16 protein-coding genes are annotated in these 23,326 nt (G+C 72.7%); 6 read left to right on the plus strand and 10 right to left on the minus strand.

All coding sequences use genetic code 11. From position 1 onward, the window contains the following. Positions 1–21: 21 nt before the first annotated feature. The 4 genes from HNR30_RS38940 to HNR30_RS38955 are packed head-to-tail and all read left to right on the plus strand — an operon-like array spanning position 22 to position 4,140. Positions 22–1,026 (plus strand): glycoside hydrolase family 99 protein, encoded by a 1,005-nt coding sequence (locus tag HNR30_RS38940; RefSeq protein ID WP_220134466.1) that lies wholly within the window; start codon positions 22–24, stop codon positions 1,024–1,026. Next, entirely contained in the window at positions 1,023–2,393 is a 1,371-nt protein-coding gene (locus HNR30_RS38945) for an ABC transporter substrate-binding protein (protein WP_181615131.1), read from the plus strand. Before HNR30_RS38940 ends, HNR30_RS38945 begins: the two co-directional genes overlap by 4 nt. Continuing rightward, the gene (locus HNR30_RS48645) at positions 2,375–3,340 is read left to right on the plus strand and encodes a carbohydrate ABC transporter permease (RefSeq protein ID WP_220134467.1); all 966 of its coding nucleotides are present in this window, start codon (positions 2,375–2,377) and stop codon (positions 3,338–3,340) included. The genes HNR30_RS38945 and HNR30_RS48645 overlap by 19 nt, the downstream gene beginning before the upstream one ends. Continuing rightward, positions 3,337–4,140, plus strand: a complete 804-nt coding sequence (locus HNR30_RS38955) for a carbohydrate ABC transporter permease (RefSeq protein ID WP_181615132.1) — start codon at positions 3,337–3,339, stop codon at positions 4,138–4,140. Before HNR30_RS48645 ends, HNR30_RS38955 begins: the two co-directional genes overlap by 4 nt. Here the strand turns inward: HNR30_RS38955 and HNR30_RS38960 are convergent. From HNR30_RS38960 to HNR30_RS38990, 7 genes are all read right to left on the minus strand, one after another. Continuing rightward, positions 4,130–5,203, minus strand: a complete 1,074-nt coding sequence (locus tag HNR30_RS38960) for a thiopeptide maturation pyridine synthase (protein WP_181615133.1) — start codon at positions 5,201–5,203, stop codon at positions 4,130–4,132. The genes HNR30_RS38955 and HNR30_RS38960 overlap by 11 nt on opposite strands. Before the next feature lie 3 nt (positions 5,204–5,206). Further along, positions 5,207–6,106, minus strand: a complete 900-nt coding sequence (locus HNR30_RS38965) for a lantibiotic dehydratase C-terminal domain-containing protein (protein WP_181615134.1) — start codon at positions 6,104–6,106, stop codon at positions 5,207–5,209. After that, on the minus strand, positions 6,099–8,546 hold the full coding sequence (locus tag HNR30_RS38970) for a lantibiotic dehydratase (RefSeq protein ID WP_181615135.1): 2,448 nt from the start codon (positions 8,544–8,546) through the stop codon (positions 6,099–6,101). The genes HNR30_RS38965 and HNR30_RS38970 overlap by 8 nt, the downstream gene beginning before the upstream one ends. An 85-nt stretch (positions 8,547–8,631) precedes the next feature. Further along, positions 8,632–8,808 (minus strand): hypothetical protein, encoded by a 177-nt coding sequence (locus HNR30_RS38975; RefSeq protein WP_181615136.1) that lies wholly within the window; start codon positions 8,806–8,808, stop codon positions 8,632–8,634. A gap of 42 nt (positions 8,809–8,850) precedes the next feature. Beyond that, positions 8,851–10,368, minus strand: coding sequence for a SagB family peptide dehydrogenase (locus HNR30_RS38980; RefSeq protein WP_181615137.1), 1,518 nt, complete (start codon positions 10,366–10,368; stop codon positions 8,851–8,853). Then, a complete protein-coding gene (locus HNR30_RS38985; RefSeq protein WP_181615138.1) occupies positions 10,365–12,326 on the minus strand; it encodes a TOMM precursor leader peptide-binding protein in 1,962 nt (653 codons plus the stop codon). The genes HNR30_RS38980 and HNR30_RS38985 overlap by 4 nt, the downstream gene beginning before the upstream one ends. Continuing rightward, entirely contained in the window at positions 12,316–14,283 is a 1,968-nt protein-coding gene (locus HNR30_RS38990) for a hypothetical protein (RefSeq protein ID WP_181615139.1), read from the minus strand. The genes HNR30_RS38985 and HNR30_RS38990 overlap by 11 nt, the downstream gene beginning before the upstream one ends. 278 nt (positions 14,284–14,561) lie before the next feature. Here HNR30_RS38990 and HNR30_RS38995 point away from each other — a divergent pair, with 278 nt between their 5' ends. Both HNR30_RS38995 and HNR30_RS39000 read left to right on the plus strand, forming a co-directional pair. Continuing rightward, the gene (locus tag HNR30_RS38995; RefSeq protein ID WP_181615140.1) at positions 14,562–14,864 is read left to right on the plus strand and encodes a hypothetical protein; all 303 of its coding nucleotides are present in this window, start codon (positions 14,562–14,564) and stop codon (positions 14,862–14,864) included. Between the two features lie 56 nt (positions 14,865–14,920). Then, complete coding sequence (locus HNR30_RS39000) at positions 14,921–15,826, plus strand: alpha/beta fold hydrolase (RefSeq protein WP_181615141.1); 906 nt, start codon at positions 14,921–14,923, stop codon at positions 15,824–15,826. Here the strand turns inward: HNR30_RS39000 and HNR30_RS39005 are convergent. The 3 genes from HNR30_RS39005 to HNR30_RS39015 are packed head-to-tail and all read right to left on the minus strand — an operon-like array spanning position 15,783 to position 23,322. Beyond that, positions 15,783–17,864, minus strand: a complete 2,082-nt coding sequence (locus HNR30_RS39005) for a non-ribosomal peptide synthetase (protein ID WP_181615142.1) — start codon at positions 17,862–17,864, stop codon at positions 15,783–15,785. The two genes, HNR30_RS39000 and HNR30_RS39005, sit on opposite strands and share 44 nt — an antisense overlap. Further along, positions 17,861–23,158, minus strand: a complete 5,298-nt coding sequence (locus HNR30_RS39010; RefSeq protein ID WP_181615143.1) for a non-ribosomal peptide synthetase/MFS transporter — start codon at positions 23,156–23,158, stop codon at positions 17,861–17,863. Before HNR30_RS39010 ends, HNR30_RS39005 begins: the two co-directional genes overlap by 4 nt. Continuing rightward, complete coding sequence (locus tag HNR30_RS39015; RefSeq protein WP_181615144.1) at positions 23,155–23,322, minus strand: MbtH family protein; 168 nt, start codon at positions 23,320–23,322, stop codon at positions 23,155–23,157. Before HNR30_RS39015 ends, HNR30_RS39010 begins: the two co-directional genes overlap by 4 nt. Between the last annotated feature and the right edge of the window lie 4 nt (positions 23,323–23,326).

Here is a 23,326-nt window from a genome sequence, read left to right on the forward strand (position 1 = left end):
CCCCCCATGAAAGGACGCCTCGTGCGAGCTTCCGCAAAACGTCGAAACCTCGTCCTGACCGCTCTGGTGATGATGCTGGCCGTCCTGCTGCCCGTCCCGCAGGCGGGCGCCGCCAGGCTCTCGGACAAGGTGCACCTGTTCTACTATCCCTGGTACGGCACCAGCCCCTGGCGCCACTGGCAGCAGGGCGGCCACACCCCGCCCGACGACATCGGCGCCGACCTCTACCCCGCCCTCGGCGCCTACGACTCCGCGACCGCCGCCGACCGGCACATGAAGTGGGTGCGCCGCTCCGGGGCCGGAGTGATCGTCTACAGCTGGTGGGGTCAGGGCAGCTACGAGGACGGCCTCATCCGCACCGTGATGGACGCCGCCGCCAAGCGGGGCGTCAAGGTCGCCTGGCACCTTGAGCCGTACGAGGGCCGCACCGCCGCCTCGACCGTCGCCGACATCCAGTACCTCAACCAGGCGTACGGCACGCATCCGGCCTTCCACAACGTCTTCTACGTCTTCTGGAGCCTGCAGATCGCCGACTGGAGCGCCCTGGAGCAGGTCAACGACGACAACATCGTCCTCGCCCAGACGACCGACACCTCCAAGATCGCCCACTTCAACGGCCTGTACACCTACGACGGCATCGCCGGAGCCACCGCGCCCGGATGGAAGCAGGCCGGGGAGTACGCCAAGGCCAACGGCCTGATCTGGGCCCCGTCGGTGGCGCCCGGCTACATCGACGACCGCGCGGTCCCGGGCAACACCACGCCGACCGTCACCCGCGACGACGGCGCCGCCTACGACAAGCAGTGGAACAACGCCCTGACCAACCAGGCCACCTGGGTCTCGGTCACCTCCTTCAACGAGTGGCACGAAGGCTCGGTCATCGAACCGGCCGACAGCAGCCCTCCGCCCGGTTACGGCTACCAGACCTTCGACGGCGCGTACGGCAAGCGCGGCAAGGCGGCCGAGACCGCCTACCTGGACCGCACGAAGTACTGGGTCGACAGATTCGACAGGGAGCGCTCATGACCGCAGGACGCACGCTCGCGCTGGTCCTGGCCGCCGCGGTGGGCCTGACCGCCTGCAACGCCGCCCAGCCGCAGCAACAGCAGCAGGGCGGCACGGCCGCCTCCCTGACGATGTGGACCTTCAAGAAGTCGCACGCCGACGCGCTGAACAAGGCGGCCGGGCAGTTCAAGGCCGAGACCGGCATCAGCGTCACCGTCGAGGCCGTCACCCCCGACGACGTGTTCGTCAGCAAGGTGCAGAGCGCGGCGCAGACCAACGGCCTACCCGACGTGCTGGAGGTGCACGCGGGCGGCGAGGACCTGGAGATGGGCGCCTCCGGCCTGCTGCAGGATCTGGCCGCCGACGTGAACGACGCCTGGAAGGGCCGCCTGCTGCCCTCCACCCAGGAGACAGGTGTGCTCACCCAGGAGAAGATCGACTCGGTGGCCGCCGACTCGCCGATGAAGCAGGGCAAGGCCGGCCAGCGGTTCAGCGTGCCGTTCACCGCCGGAGCCTTCGGCATCGTCTACGCCAACAAGGACAAGCTCAAGGCCGCCGGGCTCGATCCGGAGACGCCGCCCAAGACGTGGGAGGAGTTCGTCGCCGCGCTGGAGAAGACGACCGCGGCCGACCAGGGCGGGCTGTCGCTCGGCCTGAAGGTGTCGCAGACCGGCTTCAACTGGATCTACCAGCCCCTGGCCTACGCCTACCTCGGCAAGGAGCGGTTCCAGGCGCTGTTCGCCAAGGGCGGCACGCAGGGCTTCTCCACCCCCGACGGGGTCAAGACGCTGGAGGTCTACAGCAGGCTCTCGCCGTACTGGATGCCCGGGGCCACCACGCTCGGCATCGACGAGGCCGACGTCGCCTTCGCGCAGGGCAAATCGGCCTTCAACGTCGGCGGCACCTTCACCCTGGCCTTCCTGAACCAGAACGGCCTGAGCCCCGACAAGCTGCTCACCTTCCCCATCCCGCCCTCCACCGAGGGCAGGAACCAGGCGATCTCCATGTCGCCGCTGGCCCTGACCGGGCTGGGCGTCACCGCCTCCACCCGCGACCGCGAGGCGGCGGTCAAGTGGATCGACTGGGTGACCTCGCCCAAGGGTGCGGGCATCGTCGCCAAGGAGTCGCTCGACCTGCCCGCCACCGACCTGGGCGCCGAGGCGGAGACCCTGCTCGGCAAGGACCTGGCGGCGCTGCAGAAGTACTTCACCGGGCCGCCGGAGACCGCCTACGAGGCCGGCGACTCCAGCTTCTTCCCCTCCGACTACGACCAGGTCAAACCGGGTGACCTGACCGTACGGCTGACGCCGCTCAAGGAGCTGACCGCCCAGCAGGCGGGCACCGAGCTCGACAAGGTCATCGCCGCCATGTGGAAATCCACGCAGTGAGCACGCTGATCACCGGCGACCGCGCGGCGCGGCTTGACGCCAGGCCGCCCGCGCGGCCTCCCCGGCTGCGGCGCTGGCTGACCGGCTGGGCGTTCGTGACCCCGGCCGTGGCGCTCTTCCTGCTGATGGGCGTCTACACCATCGCCAGCGGCTTCCTGCTCAGCTTCGCCACATGGAACGGGTTCACCCCGCAGTGGACCTGGGTGGGGCTGAAGAACTACGCCGACCTGCTGTACGCGGACCTGACGCTCGCGCCCGAGCTGCGGCGGGCGTTGTGGAACACGCTGCAGGTGATGGTCGCCGTGCCGGTGCTGACCGTGGTGGTGGCCCTGCCGCTGGCGATGATGCTCAACTCCGTCACCCGCCTGCGCGCCCTCCTCAGATCCGTCTACTTCCTGCCCTACGTCACCAGCGGGATCGCCGTCTACTACGCATGGCGCTACGTGCTGCAGCCCGACGGGGCGATCAACCTGCTGCTCGGCTCGCTCGGACTGGGCAGCCTGGCCCAGCCGCAGGGCTGGCTCGGCAACCCTGACACCGCCCTGCCCACGCTGATCCTCATCCTGGTGTGGTCGAGCGTGCCGGTGGCGACCCTGCTCTACCTGAGCGGCCTGCAGGCCATCGACGGCAACGTGATCGAGGCGGCCCAGATCGACGGCGCCGCACCCCGCCACGTGCTGCGCCACATCATCTGGCCGCTGCTGCGGCCCATCACGATCGCGATCGTGCTGCTCGGCGTGCGCGACGCGCTGCACGGCTTCCAGATCTTCCTGATCATGACCAACGGAGGGCCGGGCGGCCACACCGACGTGCTGGGCCTGATGACCTACCGGCTGTCGTTCATGAAGGGCCTGGCCCCCACGCTCGGCGTGGCCAGCGCGCTGGGCTGGCTGCTGTTCGCGGGCGCGGTGCTGATGACGCTGGCGTTCGGCAGGAGGGTGCGATGAGGCGCTTCGCCTACCTCGGGCTGATCGCCTACGCGCTGATCAGCGTGTACCCGTTCGTGTGGATGGTGTCGGGGGCGTTCAAGTCGCGCACCGAGATCCTCGAGGGCGACCTGCTGCCGCGCGAGCCCACCCTCGACACGCTGATCACCACCTGGGGTCAGCTGCACTTCTTCGACTACTTCCTCAACAGCCTGAAGGTCACCGCGATGACCGTGGCAGGGGTGCTGGTCGTCTACAGCCTGGCCTCCTACGCCTTCGCCGTCCTGGACTTCCCCGGCAGGCGCTTCCTGTACTGGTTCTTCGTGGCGCTGCTGTTCGTGCCCGGCATCACGGTGCTGCTGCCGGTGGTCATCCTGGAGAAGAACCTCGGCGTGCTGGGCACGCATCTGGGTCTGGTGCTGCCGTTCGTCAACGGGACGGCGCCGCTGACGGTGCTGCTGCTCACCAACTCCTTCCGCTCGATCCCGAGGGAACTGCGGGAGGCGGCGCGCTCCGACGGAGCGGGCGAGGCACGCATCTACTGGTCGGTGTACCTGCCGCTGTCGAAGCCCGCCCACATCACGATCGCCGTGCTGACAGCGGTGCCGACGTGGAACGAGTACGTGCTGACGAGGGTCTCCATCTCCGACAAGGCGCTGTACACGCTGCCGCTCGGGCTGGAGTCGCTGATCTCCAGCGAGGTGCCGCGCTACAACGAGGTGATGGCCGCCTCCCTGATCATCGTGCTGCCGGTGATCGCGCTCTTCCTGCTGCTGCAGCGCTATTTCGTCACGGGGCTGGTGGGAGCGATCAAGGGGTGACGGACTTCTCGCCGTAGCGGCGCATCAGCTCCAGCGCCGACACGCCGAAGGCCTCCTCCACCGAGTTGGCCGTGGCGTGGCAGACGTAGAAGCGGTCCAGGGGCGTCAGCCCCATCCGCGTCAGATGCAGGTAGGTGTAGTTGAGCAGCACCCGATACTGCGAGAACTCCGGCTTGGCGAACACGTCGCGGTAGTAGGCGGGGTTGTCGAAGATGAGCCGGTGCAGCTCGCCGTACTCCCGCTGGGGCGCCAGGATGCCGGCCGACGGCTTGTCGGGCGGCGCGAGGCCGAGCGCGCCGGCCCGCTCGCGGAAGGCCGCCAGCAGGGCGGCCCACTCGCGCACGAACGGCACCGGCGGCGCGGCCGGGTCGTCGAGCGCGGCGATGGCGGCGCGGGTGAGTGGCACCAGGTGCGCGGCGCGTGCCTGGTAGGAGCCGTCGAAGGCGGCGCGGGCCGCGGACGGGTCGCCCGCCCAGGTGAGGTAGCCCTCGGCGTGCACGCGGAAGGAGACGAAGCTGCGCACGATCGGGTGGGCGGTGTGGGCGACGGTCAGCAGCAGGCACTGGGCGAGGTCGGCCTTGCCGGCGTGCCCGGCGCGGACGTGGTCCAGCATGTCCATCAGCAGCGGCGTGCTCGCGGTGTAGAAGCCGGCCAGCAGCTCGACGGCCTCCTCGCTGCCCAGCACGTGCAGGCGGGAGTCGTAGGGCGCCTCGTGGATGGAGTTGTCCGGCGGCCACGGGGTGAGCGGCCCGGGTTCCTGCTCGCGTACGGCCAGGAGGCGGTGGCGGTCCAGGCTCGTGGCGGGGTCGAGCACGGTGGTGGAGGGATGGCGGGCCAGGTAGCCGCCGACCACCTCGTCGACGGCCGGGCGTACGGCACGCTCCCAGACGTCGCGTCCGCATCGCACGTTGAACCGCAGGTGCGGGCCGCGCCGCCAGTGCCGCAGCACGAACGCCGCCTCGACGTGCGGTTCGATCCGCTCCAGGAGCGGGCGTACGGCGTCGAGCATCAGGCCGTCCTTGTCGGGCGCGTGGTAGAAGACGTGGACGCTGTGCCAGGGCATCGGTTACCTCCGAAGGTCGGCGAGGGCTCGGGCGGCCAGGAGCGACAGGTGGAGTTCGGCGCCGGCGCGCAGGCCGATCCGGTTGTGGAACAGGTGCGCGCAGCGCAGCAGGATGAGCGGGACGGTACGGCGGGCCGGTGGGACGATCATGGCCAGGTGGGCGTGTGGTGAGCCCGAGTCGGCCGGCGCGCACCGGCCGGCGGTGTGCAGCTCCTCCAGGCTGTCGCGCAGCTGGCGGATGGAGGTGCTCCAGGAGCTGAACGCCCCGCAGGAGGGATCCCACAGGCGGCGGGTCTGCGACAGCAGGGCGCGGTGGTCGCCGTCGGGTCCCGGGTGGCGCCATCCGGCGGCGAACCGGGCCGCGGCGGCGTCGAGATCGGGTTCGCAGGCCGCCAGCGTGAGCGTCAGCACGGCCAGGCCGACAGCCGCCCGCTGCTCCATCGGGACCCGCAGCACCTGCAACGCCAGCTCGCTGGCGTCGGTGAAGTGTCGTTCGACCGCGGCGATGCAGGCGGCGTCGCCGTAGACGTCGTATTCCGGGCGGTAGGCGACGAACTCCACCGTGTCGGGTGCGCGCAGCCGGGTGTCGTAGGACGTGCGCCGCTCGCCCCGGGCGGCCGAGGCGGCGAACGCCCGATAGGCTTCGGCGTCGACGGCGGTGGTCGAGGGGTGGCGGGCGAAGTGGTCGGCGGCCAGCTCAACGATGAGCCCGCGGACCCTGGCGGCCTCGCACGGGTCGGCGACCCGCACCCGCAGCCGCAGGTGCTGGCCTCCCTCCCAGTAGCGCAGGAAGAAGTGGCCGCGTACGGCACAGCGCAGTACCACGGGCTCCACCACCGCCTCGATGAGGGCGTCGAGGTCGCCGTAGTGGAACAGGTGGGCGCTCAGCCACGCCTCACCCATCGGTCGCCGAGACCTGGACGATGTACTCACTCACCCGGCGCCGCCCGCCGTACAGCGGGGCGTGCGCGGGATCGGGCAGGACCTCCTCCAGCACCAGCAGCGACCCGGGCTCGCCGATCGCGCGCAGGAACCCGGTCAGCAGCAGCGGGTCGGCGACGTCGACGTACATCGGCTTGCGGTCCTTGCCGAGCAGGCCGACGGCCAGCCCGTGGCGCAGGTCGACGACGCGGGCGAAGAAGCGCGGCGGAATGCCGTGAACGTCCAGCCACCTGGCCAGCTCCGGCAGGTGGCCCGCCAGGCCCTGGCCCTTGGCGGGAGCGGGGAAGTCGCCGGTCCGCAGCCTCCAGCAGGCGCGCACCAGCGTCACCCGGCCCACGTCCAGCCGGGGATGGCGCTCCACCACGCCGGCGTCCGGCAGCCGGTTGCCCGGGCGCAGCACCCAGCCGGGCACCATCGCCACCGACGGCTCGCCGAACGCGCGGATGAGGAACTGCAGCCACGGCGGCAGCCAGTGCTGGGCGGTCATGCCCAGGTGGACGGGGCGGATCCGGGCGCCGTCGCGGTCGAGCAGGTCGAGCAGTCCGCTCGCGGGGTCGAGGCGCACGGTGAGCTCGACGGGATCGAGCACGGGCAGATGATCGTCGCCGTGGCCGAAGGGGTAGTCGAGGGCCCGGTCGGCCGTCGGCGGCCGCAGGTTGAGCCCGCCGCCGACGATGGCCCGGCACTCGGCCGACAACACCCCCGGTTGCGGCGCCCGCAGCTCGCCCAGGTCGGGCGCGTCACCGCCGGCCAGCGTGACCAGGCGGTGCAGCCGTGACAGGCCCCGGCCGTAGCCGGCGGTGACGGTGTTGACCACCAGGCCGAGCCCGTCGTCGCGGTGCACCGGCTGCACGTAGAAGCAGACGGAGCCGGGCGCGCGCAGGAACGCGGGCCAGCCGGCGGCGAACGGCTCCACCTGTCCGGGATCGTGCTCGACCAGCTCCCAGAACCTGGCGCGCAGCTCGGCCAGGGTGCGCAGATCCGGTGACGGCTCGGCGGCGCGAGGAGCTCCGACCGGGTCGCGCAGCAGCTCACGCAGCCTCCCGCCGTCGGCGTGGGCGTCACGGTAGAGCTCGAGCGCGGACACCGCGGCGGCCGGGCCATACCTGTCGCGGAAGAAGGCGGCGGCGGCCAGCTTGACCGTGAGGTCGGAGTCGAACAGGCCGAGCAGGCGGCGCACGGTGTCGAGGTCGTCGCAGGCGGGCTGCCAGGCCGTGCTCCCGCAGGAGCCCGCCGGGGCGGGCATGACGGCGCTGTGCCAGAACAGGTTCTTGTCGGGCAGGGAGCCACCGTCGGCGGTCAGGACGTCCTCCAGCGTCCGGCGCACCGCCTCGGGGGCGGCTCCGGGCTCGAACGGCGGGCCCAGCCGGTCGAGCGGGTCGGGCGACTGCTCGTCGAAGGGCGGCACGAGTTCGAGCAGCCCCGCCTCGACCAGGGGTGCCAGTCCCGGTGCTGCGGCGAGAGCGGGGCCGGGACGGTCGCGCACCCACTCCAGCGCCTGCCGTACGGCCGGCGTGTCGGGGACGCTGCACAGCGGCTCGGTGGCCGCCGCTCCGAGGAACCAGATCCGGCCGCCGGCCGGGTGCGCGGTCGGATTGACGCGCAGCCGGGCCTGGTCGCGCACCTCGGGACGGCGGGTCAGCGCCGTCCACAGCGGGCGCAGCACCGCCCGGTCCAGCTCGGCCACCTCCCGCCAGGCGAGCTGCGGCGGCGGTTGCAGGGCGGGACCGCCACTCGTCCAGGAGGCGAACCCGCTGACGGCGAACGTCGCGTACGGGCTGGTCTTGACCGCGGCCCTGGCCAGATAGCGGGCCAGGGCGAGCAGCTCCTGCCGGTCGGGCGGCCGGTCGGCCGGGCCCTCCAGCCAGGCGTCGAGCCGCCCGGACAGGACCGGGCTGCCCAGCGACAGGCCGTGGCGGAAGCCGCCGTCCGTGACCGCCTGCCGCAGGCGGGCGAGCTGGGTGCGCTGCTCGCCGTCCAGCGTGGGCGCGAGCGCGGCGCGCAGCCGTTCGGCCTGATCGTGCCGTGCCAGCCAGCGGCGTACACGATCGTCGAGGTGCGGGGGTAGCGCCCGCAGGGCTTCGTCCGAGCGGGCCCGCCGGCCGGGCCCGCGACCGGAGAAGATCGTACGGCGCAGCGCCACGAGCAGGGGCTTGGCCGGATCGCCCGCGAGGGCGCCGATGGCCTCGTACAGGGGCTCCGACAGGGCGCGGCCCTCCTCGCGCAGCCACTGGAGGGCGGTCGCCAGCTCACCGGCCAGCCGCCAGGTCCGGGTGCAGCGCAGCCCGTCGAGGACGTCGACCGGCACGCCCGCCACGCGGACGGCGACAGCGGCGGATACCGCGTAGCCGTGACCGGCGGGGTGCCTCGACTGGCCGGCGATACCGGCGGGATGGATCATCTGCTCGTTTCTCCTGGGCGGAAGGCCGGGGGCGCTCGAGGACGGCACGCCCCCGGCCCGTCTCATGGCTGCGGGCTCGGCTCGCCTACGCCTCGGGCGCCCAGCAGCTCATCGCCGACAGGTAGGACGAGCAGTAGCCCGGCGAGGAGGAGGCGCCGGTCTCGATGGTCGCGTGGCCTTCGACCACGATGGAGTCGGCGGACAGGACGTCGATGGAGTGCACGTCGAGGCCGCGCAGGTCGAGGCTGAAGTTGTCCTGCATGGTGATTCCCTTCTTTCATGAGGTTGGGGTGACGCCTGAGAATCAGGGATTCGTGGCTGGTGCCCTCGCGGGTGGTTGATCACCTCCTTGGCTCGTCAGGTCGCGGACCAGGGACGGGCCGCGCGTCAGGGGCGTGCCCAGGAGCAGGAGGGACAGGCTGCGGAACGGGGTGCCTGCCAGCCCGAGCACCTGGTCGGTGGCGTCGTTGGCGCCGTCGGAGTGGATGCGGGCCGCCCGGCCCAGCGCGAAGGCGGCGAGGGCGGCGCGATGGATGGATGCGCCCGCGGCGATCTGCTGCAGGCGATACCAGCGGTCGCCGACCTGCTCGACGGCGGCCAGGGGGTCGCCGACGGGGATCAGGGCGGCCGCGGCGGTGCGCAGCGCGGCCCTGGTGTTGGCATGGAGGGGGCCGGGCGGCGGATCGGGCGGGCCGACGCTGGTCAGGGTCGTGGTGGCGGGGTGGTATCGGTAGGCGGCGGGCGGCAGGCCGTCGACGCGCAGGGCGAGCAGGTAGATCGTGACGGTGGCCTCGGGCAGGCCGCCGGGGTGTGGCGCGCGGGCGGCGGCGAGTATGGCGGCCAGGTCGGCGAGCGGCAGGGGGACGGGCTGGTAGCCGGCCGGGGGAGAGGTCCGCGAGACCCTGACCTGGGGGACGGGGGTGGCGTCAGGGAGCTGGTGCCGGGCGCCCAGGGGAAGCGGCGGTTCGGGTGGTTCCGGCAGCGTCCACGGTTCGGGCAGCGGGCCCGGCTCGCCTGTGGTCGCCGTCGAACGGTGCAGGAGCGCGGCCGGGCCCCCGACGAGCGGCAACGGCGGCGGTGAGCTCGGCCGCGCCCGCTCCCCGTGCACCGGCTCGCCCGGACCGCCGTCGTTGCAGGGGAAGGTCAGCGAGAGCGCGGCCATCACCGCCTCACGGCGGCCGTCCAGCCCGAGCACACACTCCAGATCGGCTTCGCGCAGGCCCAGATGCGCGCGGACCCCGATCCCCAGCCGGGCCCCGGCCGCCTGCGCCTGCGCGAGCAGGACACCCGTCTCCTGGCACATCAGCCGGTAGCCGAAGTCGCCGTACTTGAACATCGACCGCCAGAACACCGCCGTCAGGACGAGCACGCCTCCGGCCTCAGGAAGGCCGGAAACGGGACGATGGTCGCCGCCGCGCACGAGCTCCAGAACGTGGTGGACGGGGTCGTAGTGGTAAAGCCCACCGGCCAGGGCGACATAGGCCTCGATCGGGTAGAGCGCGCCACCCGAGGGCGCGGGACGGCCCAGCACCAGCATCGGCGCACCGCCCGCCGCCGCGCCCTCCTCGTCGAGCTGGTGCAGCCACACCAGGCGGTCGAAGCCCAGCAGCTCACGCAGCAGCGCCCCCGCCAGCGCCTCCGGGCTCGGCTCCGCCGTCGTCCGCCACGGCAGGGTCACCCGCGCGGCCTCCGGGTAACGCTTGTGCCGCGTCGGCGCGCGGTCCCACCGGACGTCCAGGGGGCCGCGCTCGCGCAGGGCGGCCAGGTAGCGCCGCGTGGCATCGCCGGGCATGAGCCGCCTCTCGCGATCGTTCGCGGTCATGGGAACGGGTGGGGGTAGGGGCTGAGGTCGCCAGGAAGAAGGTCATCACGGCGGAAGCCGAGCGTGCGCGGGCGGGACAGCAGGCGCGGCAGGCCGTGGAGCCGCCGGTAGCGGTGGCCGAAGGTCATCGGCGTCGTTCCCGGGACGATCACCTTGGCGCAGGTGAACCCTGCCGCCGCCGCCTCGGGCCCGGTCGTGTCGACGGCGATCACGTCCAGGCCGGTGGCCAGGTAGCGGCCGACGAGGAAGGCCAGGTCGTCGTTGAGGTCGTCGTGGACGGGCCAGCTCAGCCGCCGGGTGATCTCGCCCAGATCCAGGCCCGGACCTTCTGCCGTCAGGAAGGAGAGCCGCTCGGACGCCTGCGGGTGCCCGTAGAGCAGGGGGTGGTGTTCGAGCAGTTCGACCCTGGACGGGTCGGCCGCCAGGCGGGCGGCGTGCTCGGTGTCGTAGCGGGCGATGTGGCCGTCGAGCATCGGCCCCAGGTCCTCCAGCGCGTGCAGGAGCGCCTGCTCGGGAACGGGATGGGCGGCGGAACCGCACAGGGCGCTCGGCCGGGTCCCGTCGCCGGTCGCCTCGGCGGCCGTCACCCAGAACACCGGGATCCGCTGCTCCATGACGGCCAGGTGGGCCGACACGCGGTAGCCGTACCGGTCGAGCACGCGCTGGGCGATCATCGGGATGCGGCGGTCGGCAGCCGAGGCGAGATCCACCCAGGGCAGCGGCAGCCGCGCGTACCAGGTGGTCAGGGCCGCGTCCCGTTCGGCGACCTCCAGCAGACCGTGCAGGACCGCCTCGGCCGCGCACCCGCCGATGGCGCCGCCGTTGGAGCACTCGTAGGCGAAACCGGGATCGCCGGGAGGACGGGGGCCGAAGTAGGCATAGCTCTCCGGCACCAGCACGGGCGCGTCCCGGGCGAAGGAATGGCCCCACACCCAGGCCGTCTTGCGCTCCGGGTGGAAGCGGGTGAACCAGAAGTCCTGCCCGTCGTACCAGTCGTCCGGGTACAGGCCGAGGGTGCGCGGGTCGAGGGCGTGGCCGGCGACGTCGGCGTAGGCGGCCCTCACGACGGTGCGGCGGCCGCGCGGGTGGATCCCGGCGATCCGCTCCAGCGCCTCGGCGACGGCGGTCGCCCGCGCGGAGGCGAAGGAGTCGCTGCGGCCGAAGCCGTGGTGGCTCTCGTGGGCGGTCTGGGCCGGGCTGAGCCTGGCGACGGCCAGCGGGTTGCCGCCGAGGGTGTCGCAGGCCAGGGACTGGACGATCCCCGTTTCAGCGTCGACGAAGCGCCGCTCCAAGTCGGGCAGGCGGTCGGTGAGAGTGCGGACGCGGTAGACCGTGGGTGACAGCTTGGGCGCCGGCCCGTCCGGGAGGCGCGCGGCGTCCGGATGGTCGTCGGGACGGGTTCCGCAGTCGGGGCAGAGCGGGTCGGGCAGGAAACGATGGCGCCGGATCGCGGCCGTCGGCAGCGCCACGCGGAGGAGGGCGCCGGTGGTGCGGGCCGAGCCGGGGTCGTGCCGTAATCGGCGGGCCTCGTCGGCCACCAGCGCGCCGACGGCGCGGGTCAGGGCGGGCGTCAGCAGGGTCGGCGGGCGTTCGGCCAGGTCGGGGCCGTGGCGTCGGCGCAGCTCCCGCCGGGCGGCGGCGTCCTGCCGGTTGCCCCGGCGGCGGCGCTCCACGCAGGTGGGGCAGCCGGGCAGCGGCGGGCGTACGGCGGGGCCGACGAGGACCCACCCCGCTTCCACCCGCACGGGTAACCAGGGGGTTCCGTGTCCGGCGGCGTGGGCGCGGACCCGGTCGTACGGCTGCGCGTCGTCGAAGTCGGAGACGACCACGATGACGGGGGCGGTGGAGGGGGCGAGGGTGTCGTGGACGGCCTTGTCGATGGCTTTGTCGATGGGCTCGTCGACGGCTTTGGCGATGGCATTGTGGAGGCGGCCGGAGCCCCAGATCTCAGTCGTCACAGATCACGACCTGGACGAGGTGGGGGAGGATTCTGGCCACGTCGCGATCGTGGTGGAGCGGGACGACCACGGGCGTGCCGGGAAGGGCCTTGGCTAGGCGGTCGAGATCGTCGCGGGTGATCGAAGGATCGTCGCCCCACCTGTGGGAGCGCTCCCAAATCACGCCGTGCTGCCACCGCAGGAGCACACGTTCCAGGCCGTCGCGCAGAGCGGCCCGGCTGGTGAGGCCGGTGGAGACCAGCGGCGGTTCGCCCGGCACCGACCACACGTACGCGGGGAAACCGGCCGCCGCCGTCGCATCGCCCACCTCGGGTAACTCGCCGGCCAGGGTCAGCTGCTTGACCAGCGGATCGTCCTCGGGCAGCGGGAAGAAGGGGAGCTCCGCCGGCAGTGCGGCGGCGAGCCGAGCCTCGCCGAGAGCCAGCAACGCGGCCGTCACCGCTCCCGCCCAGGTCAGCCCCGCCGCCGCCTCAGCCGGAAGCTCTCTGACAGCGACGGCGCGCGGGCGCATGCTCGGCAGCTCCACTCCCCACACGACCTCGGCGTCCAAGGGCACGGCCCGGGTTCCGTAGGCGGCCAGCGCGGCCAGCAGGCAGCGCAGCCTGGCCCCCGCCCTGTCCTCCGCCCAGCCGTACACGACGTCATCGCCGCCGATGCCGTACGGGTCGGAGACGATCGCCCTGCACGTGGAGAGAGGCGTCTGGGAGAGCTCCTGCTCGTCCAGCACCCCGATCACGCCCGTCCGCGAGTCCACGAGCTCCCCGGCCGCGGCGAGCAGGTCGGCGGCGGGCCGCTCGCCTTCGGCCGGCCATGCGGCGGCGGAGCGCTCGGCTTCGGTCGGCCACGTGACGGCGGGCCGCTCGCCTTCGGCTAGCCGGGTTGCGGCGGGTCGCTCGTCCTCGGTCGGCCACCTGGCGGCGGGCCGCTCGCCTTCGGTCGGCCACGTCGCGGCGGGTCGCCGTTCCTCGGTCGGTCGCGGCGGGCCGTGCGCCTGATCCACGGCCGGCCGCGTCGCGGCGGCGAAAGGGAGGAAAGCGTGCGCGGACGTGTCAAGAGTGCGCAGGTCGATGCGGGTGAGCGCGCGTGCGGGCACCGGGTCGAGGCCCGTCAGGTACGAGAACCTGGCCAGGCTCATCATGGCCGCGACCACCGAGGGCACGGGCCCGATGAGCAGGTCGTCCGTGACGGCGGCGGGCGGCCTGGCGCCGTCGAGGCCGCTCAGGCGCAGCCACGCCGACTCGGTGTGAGGCGAGCCGATCGGCGACAGCCATACCTCGTCCGGGCGCACGAGGGCCTGCCCGACGACGACCCCCGCCTCGGCGGCGGCACGTGCCCCCGCCTTCAGCTCCTCCACCTCGGTCGACACCTGGAGCAGCACGTCGGCCTCGCCGAGGTCGGCCTCCTGCTGGAAGCGCACCCGTTGCGCCGGATCCCGGCGCGCGGCCTCGGCGACCCGATCGAGGTCGCGGGGGCCGCCGCAGATCACGAGCACGTCCCGGCATCCGGTGCTCACGCACGACTCGAGCACCGCCTCCAGGATCGGCCCGCTGCCAGCCAGGACGAGCCGGCTGCGGCGGTGCCGTTCGAACCGCAGCTCGGGGGAGTCGAGGGCGTAGCCGATGAAGGTGATCTCGGCGGCGTAGGCGGTCTGTTCTTCGAGGGTCAGCCCGTGGGGCAAGGCTGCGCGGGCGTCGACGACGAAGCGCTGCTCGGCCAGGGTGCCGACGAGGCGTTCGATCATGCCCCGTTTGTCGTCGGGCAGTCCCGAGGTCAGGTCGCCCAGTGTGCGTTCGCCGGTGAGGGCGGGAGCGAGCCTGGTCAGCCAGGCGTAGGCCTGGGGTCCGCGTACGGTGCACGCCCCGAACGAGCTGTGGACGTACGCTCCGTCAGGACATTCGACGAAGCGAACGTCCTCGCGTAACCGCGGTCGGAAAGTCCCCTGTGGGAGCGCTCCCATATAGGGAATGATAAAGGAGAGATCACTTTGCTGCAAGAGTGTGATCTTCTGACTCCGCGAGCCAGGCCACCACACCGAAGGCGGGCCGGGGGCCGGTAGCCTCGCCGTTTGAGCGTCTTTGAAGGGACTTTGGAGGGCCCGGCCTCAGGCTTCGCCCATGACTCATCCGAAGAAGCAGGCACGGCTCTAAGGAGGCGGAGCGGGCGCTGGAGCACCTCGTCGACGCCTCCCTCGCCACCGTCGCCGGTCGGCGTTACCGGCTGCACGATCTGATCAGGTTGTTCGCTCGCGAGCGTGCCCACCAGGAGGAGCCACGCCAGGAGCGCGAGGCCGCGATGCGCCGGGTGCTCGGCGGCTGGCTCTGGCTCGTGCGCCGGCTGGGCGAGGCCGCATCGAGCGGCGGGCCGGCGCATCACGTAGTTCGAGGCCTGGCACGTCCGCTGGAGGCGGCGGCTCTGGCCGACCCCGGCGCCTGGCTGCGCGCCGAGAAGGAGAACCTGGCCGTCGCGGTCGAGCCCGCGGCGGGCATGGATCTCGACGACGTCGCGAGGGAGCTCGCCGCCACCGTGTGCCATTTTTAGAATAAACGAAGAAATTCGATTGGTCCATTCGACAATTTACGGCGTATATTCCCGGCGTGAGCGAAGAAAAGGCAGTAAATGTCGGGCCGTCGAAAATCGAAATAGCCTACGAACGTTTCGGTGATCCTTCCGCGCCGCCCGTGGTGCTCATCATGGGCATCGGCGTGCAGATGCTCGGCTGGGCCGAGGAGTTCTGCACCGCCCTGGCGGGTGAGGGGCTGCACGTCATCCGCTTCGACAACCGCGACGTCGGCCTTTCGACGCACCTGCACGATGCTCCCGCTCCCGATCTGCGGGCGGCGATGGCCGGAGACCTGACTTCCGCCTCCTACACCCTGTCCGACATGGCCGCCGACACCGTCGGCCTGCTCGACGCGCTCGGGCTCGACAGCGCGCATCTCGTCGGCGGCTCGCTGGGCGGCGCCATCGCCCAGACGATCGCCGTCGAACACTCCGGGCGGGTCAGGTCGCTGACCTCCGTCATGTCGACGACCGGCGACCTGTTGGTCGGGCAGGCCAGGCCGGAGGCGCTGGCCGCCATGGCCGGTGGCGGGCCCGCCACCACCCGCCAGGAGGTGATCGACCAGATGTTGCGGGTGTCGCGGGCGGTGCGCTCACCCGGGTTCGAGCCCGACGAGACGGCGCTCGCCGAGCGAACCGGGCGATCCTTCGACCGCTCCTACGACCCCGTCGGCATCGCCCGCCAGGCCGTGGCGTCGCTGGCGTCGGGCGACCGTACCGACCGGTTGCGCTCCCTGTCGGTGCCGACGCTGGTGGTGCACGGCGCCGACGACATGATGTGCGACGTCAGCGGCGGGCACGCCACGGCCGCGGCGATTCCCGGGGCCGAGCTGGTGATCATCGACGGGATGGGCCACGACATCCCGCATGACGTGCGGCCGCGCCTGATCTCGCTGATCACCGCCCTCGTCGAGCGCGCCGAGAAGGAGCGCCGAGGTTAGCCGCGCGCCGGCGGGCGGCGCGGTCAGCCGCAGCCGACGCGGCCGACGCGGTCGACGCGGCATCCGGTGAGCCGCCCGCCATGGGAGCGCCGGGCGCTGTGCCAGGCGCTGTGCCGGGCAAAGCTCCGGGTGACGTGCCGGGCAAAGCTCCGGGTGACGTGCCGGGCAAAGCTCCGGGCGATGTGCCGGGCGATGTGCCGGGCGACGTGTCCAAAGGCGCTCCCGCCGTCGCTCCCGCCGTCGCTCCCGCCGTCGCTCCCGCCGTCGCTCCCGCCGTCGCTCGCGGCTCCGAGAGGTGGGCCGCGAGCGACGAGACCGTCGGGAAGGCGTACAGCGTGGTGAGCGGCACGCGCCGCCCCAGCACCTCCTCCAGGCGCTGCTGCACCCGCCCCATCGCCAGCGAGTCTCCCCCCAGGTCGAAGAAGTTCGTCGCCGCCCCCACCGCGGGCAGGCCGAGCACCGTGCACCAGATGGCGGCGATCGTGGCGCCGTGCCCGTCGGCGGGGGCCGTGGGGTCGGCCGTCACCGCCACGGGAGCGGGAAGCGCGGCGGGAGCCGGAAGCGCCGCGGTGTCGATCTTGCCGGTGGGCGTCATCGGGAAGGCGTCGACGCGCACCACCCGCCCCGGGACCATGTAGTCGGGCAGCGTCTCGCCCAGCGCCTGCCGTACGGCAAGCGGATCGGCCCGCTCGCCGTTGACGTAGGCGACGAGCATGCCGTCCTTGACCGCGACGGCGGCCCTGGCCACGTCGGGCAGGGCCGCCAGGGCGGCCTCCACCTCGCCGAGCTCCACGCGGTTGCCGCGGATCTTGACCTGGCGGTCGGCCCTGCCCAGGTAGAGCAGGCGGCCGTCGGGCAGGCGGCGGGCCACGTCGCCCGTGCGGTAGTGGCGCACGCCGTCGGGGTCGACGCCGAAGCGCGGATCGTCGGCCCGCCAGTAGGAGGCCAGGTGGGCGCTGCGGATGACGATCTCGGCCACGCCGTCGCCGCGCAGCTCGACCTCGGTGCCCTCCAGGGGCAGGCCGATCGGCACCACCCCGGCGCCCACGCCGTGTCCTGCCTCGATGTCGGCGACGGTCAGGTGGTTCTGCACGGCGAAGGAGATCTCCGTCGCCCCGTAGCCGTTGACGAACACCGCGAAGCCGGGGAAGTGCCTGACGAACCGTTCGAGGTCGTGCCGTACGACCTCCTCTCCGCCCAGCACGACGGCGCGCACGGTGTCGAGCCGCCGGCCGGGGGCCAGGGAGTCGAGCAGGTAGCGGTAGACGGTGGGCGTGGAGTGGTAGATGGTCACGCCGTGCTCGCCGAGCAGCGCGGCCAGGCCGTTGAGCCCTTCCCTGTGCAGGTCGACGGGGACGGCGGCGGCGCCGTTGAGCAGCGCGGAGAAGCCGTCCGTCACGGCCATGTCGAAGCTGAACGACGACAGTACGCTCACCCGGTCGCCCGGCCCGATGCGCAGGTTGGCGGTGTGGGTGCGCACCTGGAACAGCGCGTTGCGGTGGGTCTGCACGACGCCCTTGGGCCGGCCGGTGGAGCCGGAGGTGAACAGGATGTAGGCGGGCGCGTCGGGGTCGGTCTCGGCGGGGTCGAAGGCGACGTCCTGTCCGGGTGCGGCGAGTGGCGTCACGTGGCGCACGCCGGGAGCCAGCCGCTCGGCCAGGTCGCGGTGCTCGGGGGCGATGACGACGGCGTCGGGTTCGGCCAGCTCGGCCATCTGCTCCAGCCGCCGCGCCGGATAGCGCGGGTCGAGCGGCACGTAGAGCGCGCCGGCGCTGAGCGCGCCGAGGATGGCGGCCATGAGGTCGGGGCCGTGGTCGAGCAGGATCGCCACCCGCCTGGCGCCCCGCACGGCCGCGGCCACCGCCCTGGCCCTGGCGCCGAGCTCGGCGTAGGTGAGGGTCTCCTCGCGCCCGATCACCGCCACCCTGCCGGGGTGGGCGCCGGCGACCTGCCAGAACCGTCCGTGGATGGTGGCCGCCTCCCACGGCTGGTGGCCGGGGTCGCCGCGGTGCAGGTGGGCGAACTGTCCGGTGGTCATGAGCGTGCCGCCAGTTGCTGGATGCCGATGAGGTCGTCGGGGAGTGCGTCGGGCATGTCGGTGTCGAGCCGGGAGAGCACCCTGGTGCGCAGGCCGATGGCCGCCGCGAGGGCCAGGCCGGCGCCGCACAGCAGGTAGGCCAGGGCCAGGCCGCGGCCGGGTCCGGTGCCGATGAGGGCGCCGAGCGAGCCGGCCAGCGCGCCCTGCTGCTGCATGAGCGGCTCCAAAACGCTGCCGGCCAGCGGCGTCAGCACGCCGAAGCCGAGCGGGAAGGCGGCCCACGAGATGGCCTGGTTGATGGAGATGACGCGGCCGTGGAATCGCTGCGGCACCTTGATCTGCACGATGGTGGTGTAGACGCCCTGGCTGAGCGCCAGCCCGAAGCCCATGCCGAACAGGCCGAAGGCGATGAGCGGCAGCGAGGGCCGCAGTCCCGCGACGAAGCAGCAGGCCGCCACGAGCAGGGTGAAGGTCATCAGCCTGACCATGCGCCGCCGGCGCGGGCCGCCCCACAGGGCCATGAGCAGGCCGCCCAGCACGGTGCCGACGCCTTCCGCGAAGGCGACCGCGCCGACGTCGGCGGTGGTGCCGAAGCCCAGGATCATCGGGGAGACCAGGAACAGCGGTGCCGCCAGCAGCAGGTTCAGCACCGAGAAGTAGATCAGCATGGCGCGGAAGCCGCGGTTGCCCCAGGAGTAACGCAGGCCTTCCGCCATCTCCTTGAGCAGCGGCTCCCTGCGGCGCCGCCCGAGCAGGTCGGGGAAGCGCACGACCAGGAGCACGGAGATGGCGATCGTGTAGCTGATCACGTCGAGCACCAGGATGCCGCCCAGCCCGATCGCGGCCAGCATGCCGGCGGCGATGAGCGGCATGACGAGCATGGCGGTGCCGTTGACGAGCTGGGCGACGCCGTTGGCGTGGCCGAGGTAGCGCTTGGGCGCCAGTTGGGGGATGGCCGCGGTGTAGGCGACGCGTTCGAAGACCGAGGCGATGCTGAGCAGGGAGATCAGCGCCAGGATGGGTCCGACGCCGGTTCTGCCGCTGAGCACCAGGACCGCCATGATGGCCTCGCAGGCTCCCGCGGCCAGGCTCGACACCAGCAGGAGGCGGCGCCGGTCGTGCCGGTCGGCCAGCGCCCCTGCCAGGGGCATGGCGATGAGGCCGGGCGCGTAGGCGAGCACGCCGAACAGGCCGAACCAGAAGTAGGAGCCGGTCTCCATGAAGATCCACACGGGTACGGCCCACTGCGTGAGCGCCGAGCCGAGCAGGGAGAGCAACTGTCCTGAGGTGACGGCCAGGAACCGCCGCAACCCGGCCTGGGAGGTGTCGGGGGCGGAGCGCTCGGCGACGGCTTCCAGGCGCCAGGTGTCGCCGCCGGCGCTGCCGCCTGGCAGGGCCTGCGGCGTCTCGGTGAGGATGCGCGCCAGCTCGCCCGCCCGGTGCTTGACGAAGAAGTGCCCCGCCTCGTCCAGCACCACCAGGGCGGTGGTCCCGGTCAGGAAGCCCCACTCCTTGAAGCGTTCCTGGTGGTAGTCGGTGAGCGGGTCGCGCTCGCCCACCACCGACACGATCGGCGCCCGCAGCGGCGCGGCGCCCTCGTCGAGCAGCCGCGTGAAGTACGCCTCCGCGTTGCGCGTGTCGTGCCGCATGTTGGCCACGATCCGGTCGGCCTGCGCGGGGTCGAGCTCGTCCATGTCGACGCCCATGCCCTTGAGCCAGTTGGCGTGGTGCCGGTTGCTCGACTTGGTGTCGAGCCAGGTCAGGAACCTCGCCATGGCGCCGGGCGCCTGCGCGGCAGGGAAGACGCCGCCGGTGAAGACGGCGCGCACGTCGCGTCCGGCCGCCTCCAGGCGTCTGGCCAGCTCGATCACCAGCGCGCCGCCGACGCCGCAGTGGCCGTACAGGACGATCGGGCCGCCGACCCGGTCGAGGATCTCCTCGGTCGAGCGGGTGGCCAGTTCCTCGAAGGGCAGCGCCTCCTCGTCGACGCCGACGTCGTGGCCGGGGATGGCCAGGGAGTACAGGGCGTGGCCCTCGGGCAGCGCCTCGGCCAGCGGTAGGTAGACGACCGCGCTGCCTCCGCCGTACGGCACGCAGACGATCGACTGGGTGACCTGGCGCGAGGGCCTGGTCAGCTCGTGCAGCATGCCGCGTTCGGCCACCGCCGGGCCCTCGACGAGCTCGGCGAGCTGCCTGATGGTGGGTGACTGGAACAGGTCCATGACGCTGACCTGCCGCCCGGTGGAGGCGGTGAGCCTGCGCAGCTTGGCGACGACCTGGGTGGCCAGCAGGGAGTGGCCGCCGAGTTCGAAGAAGTCGTCGTCGATGCCGACGCCGTCGATGCCGAGCACCTCGGTCCAGATGGCGGCGATGTCGTGCTCGGTCGCGGTGCGCGGGGCGACGCTCTCGCCGACGAGCAGGCGCTGGCCCTCGGGGGCGGGCAGCGACTTGCGGTCGAGCTTGCCGTTGGTGGTCTGCGGGAAACGGTCCATGGTGACGAACGCGGTGGGCACCATGTGGTCGGGCAGGCGTTTGCGCAGCTCGACGCGCAGCTGCGCAAGGTCGGGCTCGGTGTCGACCGCCAGGTAGCCGACCAGCCGCTTGTCACCCGGGTTGTCCTCGCGCACGAGCACGACGGCGTCGCGCACGCCGTCCTGGTCGCGCAGCGCCGACTCGATCTCGCCCAGCTCGATGCGCAGGCCGCGCAGCTTGATCTGGCCGTCGGTGCGGCCGAGGAACTCCAGGGTGCCGTCTGGCCGCCAGCGGGCCAGGTCGCCGGTGCGGTAGAGCCGGCTGCCCGGCGGGCCGTACGGGTCGGGCACGAAGCGGTCGGCGGTCAGGGACGGCCGCCGGTGGTAGCCGCGCGCGACCTGGACGCCGCCGACGCACAGCTCGCCGGCCACGCCGGGCGGCTGGGGTCGCAGGGCCGCGTCGAGCACGTAGATCGTGGTGTTCTGGATGGGTCCGCCGAGCGGCGCGACGGTTTCGCCGTCGATGCTCCCGGTCGTGACGGGCCACCAGGTGACGTCCATGGTGGTCTCGGTCGGGCCGTAGATGTTGACCAGCCGGCAGCCGGGCAGCGTACGGCAGAAGCGGGCGCCGACGTGCCCGGGCAGCGCCTCGCCTCCGCTGGTCACCAGGCGCAGCGTCGCGCAGCTGGAGACGTCCTCCTCCAGGAAGACCGCGAGCATGGAGGGCACGAAGTTGGTCACCGTGACGTGCTCGGCGTTGATCAGGTCGCGCAGGTAGGCGGCGTCCTTGTGCCCGCCTGGGCGGGCCAGGACCATGCGCGCGCCGGTCTGCAGCGGCCACATGAACTCGCGCATCGACACGTCGGCGCTCATGACGGTCTTCTGCAGCATCACGTCGCCGGGGCCGAGGCCGTGGCGGCGCTGCATGTCGTCGATGTGGTTGACGGCGGCCCGGTGCGGGGTGGGCACCCCCTTGGGGCGGCCCGTCGAGCCCGAGGTGTAGATCATGTACGCGAGGTTGTCGGGCGTGACCCCGGAGTCGGGGTTGTCGTCGGGCTCGTCCCACGGCTGGTCGAGCAGCAGCACCTCGACGCCCTCGGGCAGCAGCCCGGTCAGGTGGCTCTGCGCGAGCAGCACCGGCGCCTGGGCGTCCTCGACGAGGAAGGCGAGCCGGTCGACGGGGTATTCGGGGTCGAGCGGCATGTAGGCGCCGCCCGCCTTCATCACACCCAGGATCGCCGCCACCAGCTCGAAGGAGCGTTCGGCGCAGACCCCGACCAGGGTCTCGGGGCCGACGCCCCGGCGGCGCAGCCCATGGGCGATGCGGTTGGCGCGGGCGTTGATCTCGGCGTAGGTGAGGGTGCGGCCCTCGAAAGTCACGGCGGGCGCGTCCGGCGTGGCCGCGGCCTGCCGCTCGATCAGGCCGTGCAGGGTGGCCTGGTCCGGGTACGGCACGGCGGTGTCGTTGCGGCCGTGCAGCAGCCAGTCGAGCTCGTCGGGCCCCAGCAGCGACAGCTCGGAGACGCGGCGGCCGGGATGGGCGACGGCCTCGGTGAGCAGCCGCAGGTAGCGCTCGGTCAGCGCGGTCGCGCTAGCCTCGTCGAACAGGTCCGTGGAGTACTCCAGCCTGCACTCGCCCGCGGTCAGCTCGAAGGCCAGGTCACGGCGCGAGGTGCCGTTGCCGTACCCGGTGCCGGAGTGGGGCAGGTAGTTGAGGCTGATCTGGAACAGCGGGTGCACGCCAGGATCGCGGCGCGGCGCGACCGCCTCGACGACCTTGTGGAAGGGCACCTCCTGGTGCTCCCACGCCTCCAGGGTCTGGTCGCGCTCGCGCTCGACCAGCTCGGCGAAGGCGGGGTCGCCGGTCAGGTCGGTGCGCAGCACCACGTTGTTGACGAACATGCCGATGAGCGGCGCCAGCTCGGGACGGTCGCGGCCGGCGACCAGGGCGCCGATCACGATGTCGGTCTGGCCCGACAGGCGGTGCAGCAGCGCGGCCAGCGCGGCGTGCAGCACCATGAAGGTGCTGGCGCGGTGCTGCCTGGCCAGGGCGTTCACGGCGGCCAGCAGGCCGGGGCCGAGCGTGAAGGGGACCTCGGCGCCCCGGTGCGAGGGCGTCGCCGGCCGGGGCCGGTCGGTGGGCAGGGCGTGCACCGGCGGCAGGTCGGCCAGCCGCTCGCGCCACCAGGTCAGCTCGGCCTCCATGGCCGGGCCCGACAGCGCGTCGCGCTGCCAGGCGGCGAAGTCGGCGTACTGGATGGCCAGCTCGGGCAGGTCGGCGGGGCGGCCTTCGACGGCGGCGCTGCACAGCTCGCGGATCTCGGCGGCGAGGTTGAGGTCGGAGCTGGCGTCGAGGACGGTGTGGTGGCCGACGAAGGCCAGGCGCCACTCGTCGTCGGCCAGCCGCACGATCGTCGCCCGCCACAGCGGGGCCCGCTCCAGGTCCAGCTCCAGCTTGCCGTAGTCGGCCAGCAGGGCGTGGAGCCCCGCCCGGCGCTCGTCGGCGGGCAGGTGCGACAGGTCCACCAGGCCGGGCTCCACCGCGACCTCGTCGAGCACGACCTGGGTGAGCGCCCCGTCGATGACGCGCAGGCCGGTGCGGAGCGTCTCGTGCCTGCGCACCACCTCGGCCAGCGCCTCGGTGACGGTCTCGGGGTCGAGCGGCAGGTCGAGCGGGACGGCGTCGACGACGTTGTAGGCCGGGACGTCACCGGCCAGCTGCGTGGCCAGCCAGACCCGCTCCTGCGCGAAAGAGGCGGGAGCCTGCCACTCGCCCGGGGTAAGGGCGCTTTCCGGCTGTTCGGCGGGAATGAGGGTGGTCATGCGCGCACCCGCTTGGGCCGCATGTCGGTCCACACCTGCTCGATGTGCTCCAGGCACGCCTCACGCTCGCCCTGGAACCCGGCCGGGCGCCAGCCCGCCGGGAGGGGGCTGGCGTCGGCCCAGATCGAGTACTGCTCCTCGTCATTGACGACTACGAGCCACACGGTT

The sequence above is a fragment of the Nonomuraea soli genome (genome assembly GCF_013761175.1).
Lineage (GTDB): Bacteria > Actinomycetota > Actinomycetes > Streptosporangiales > Streptosporangiaceae > Nonomuraea > Nonomuraea soli.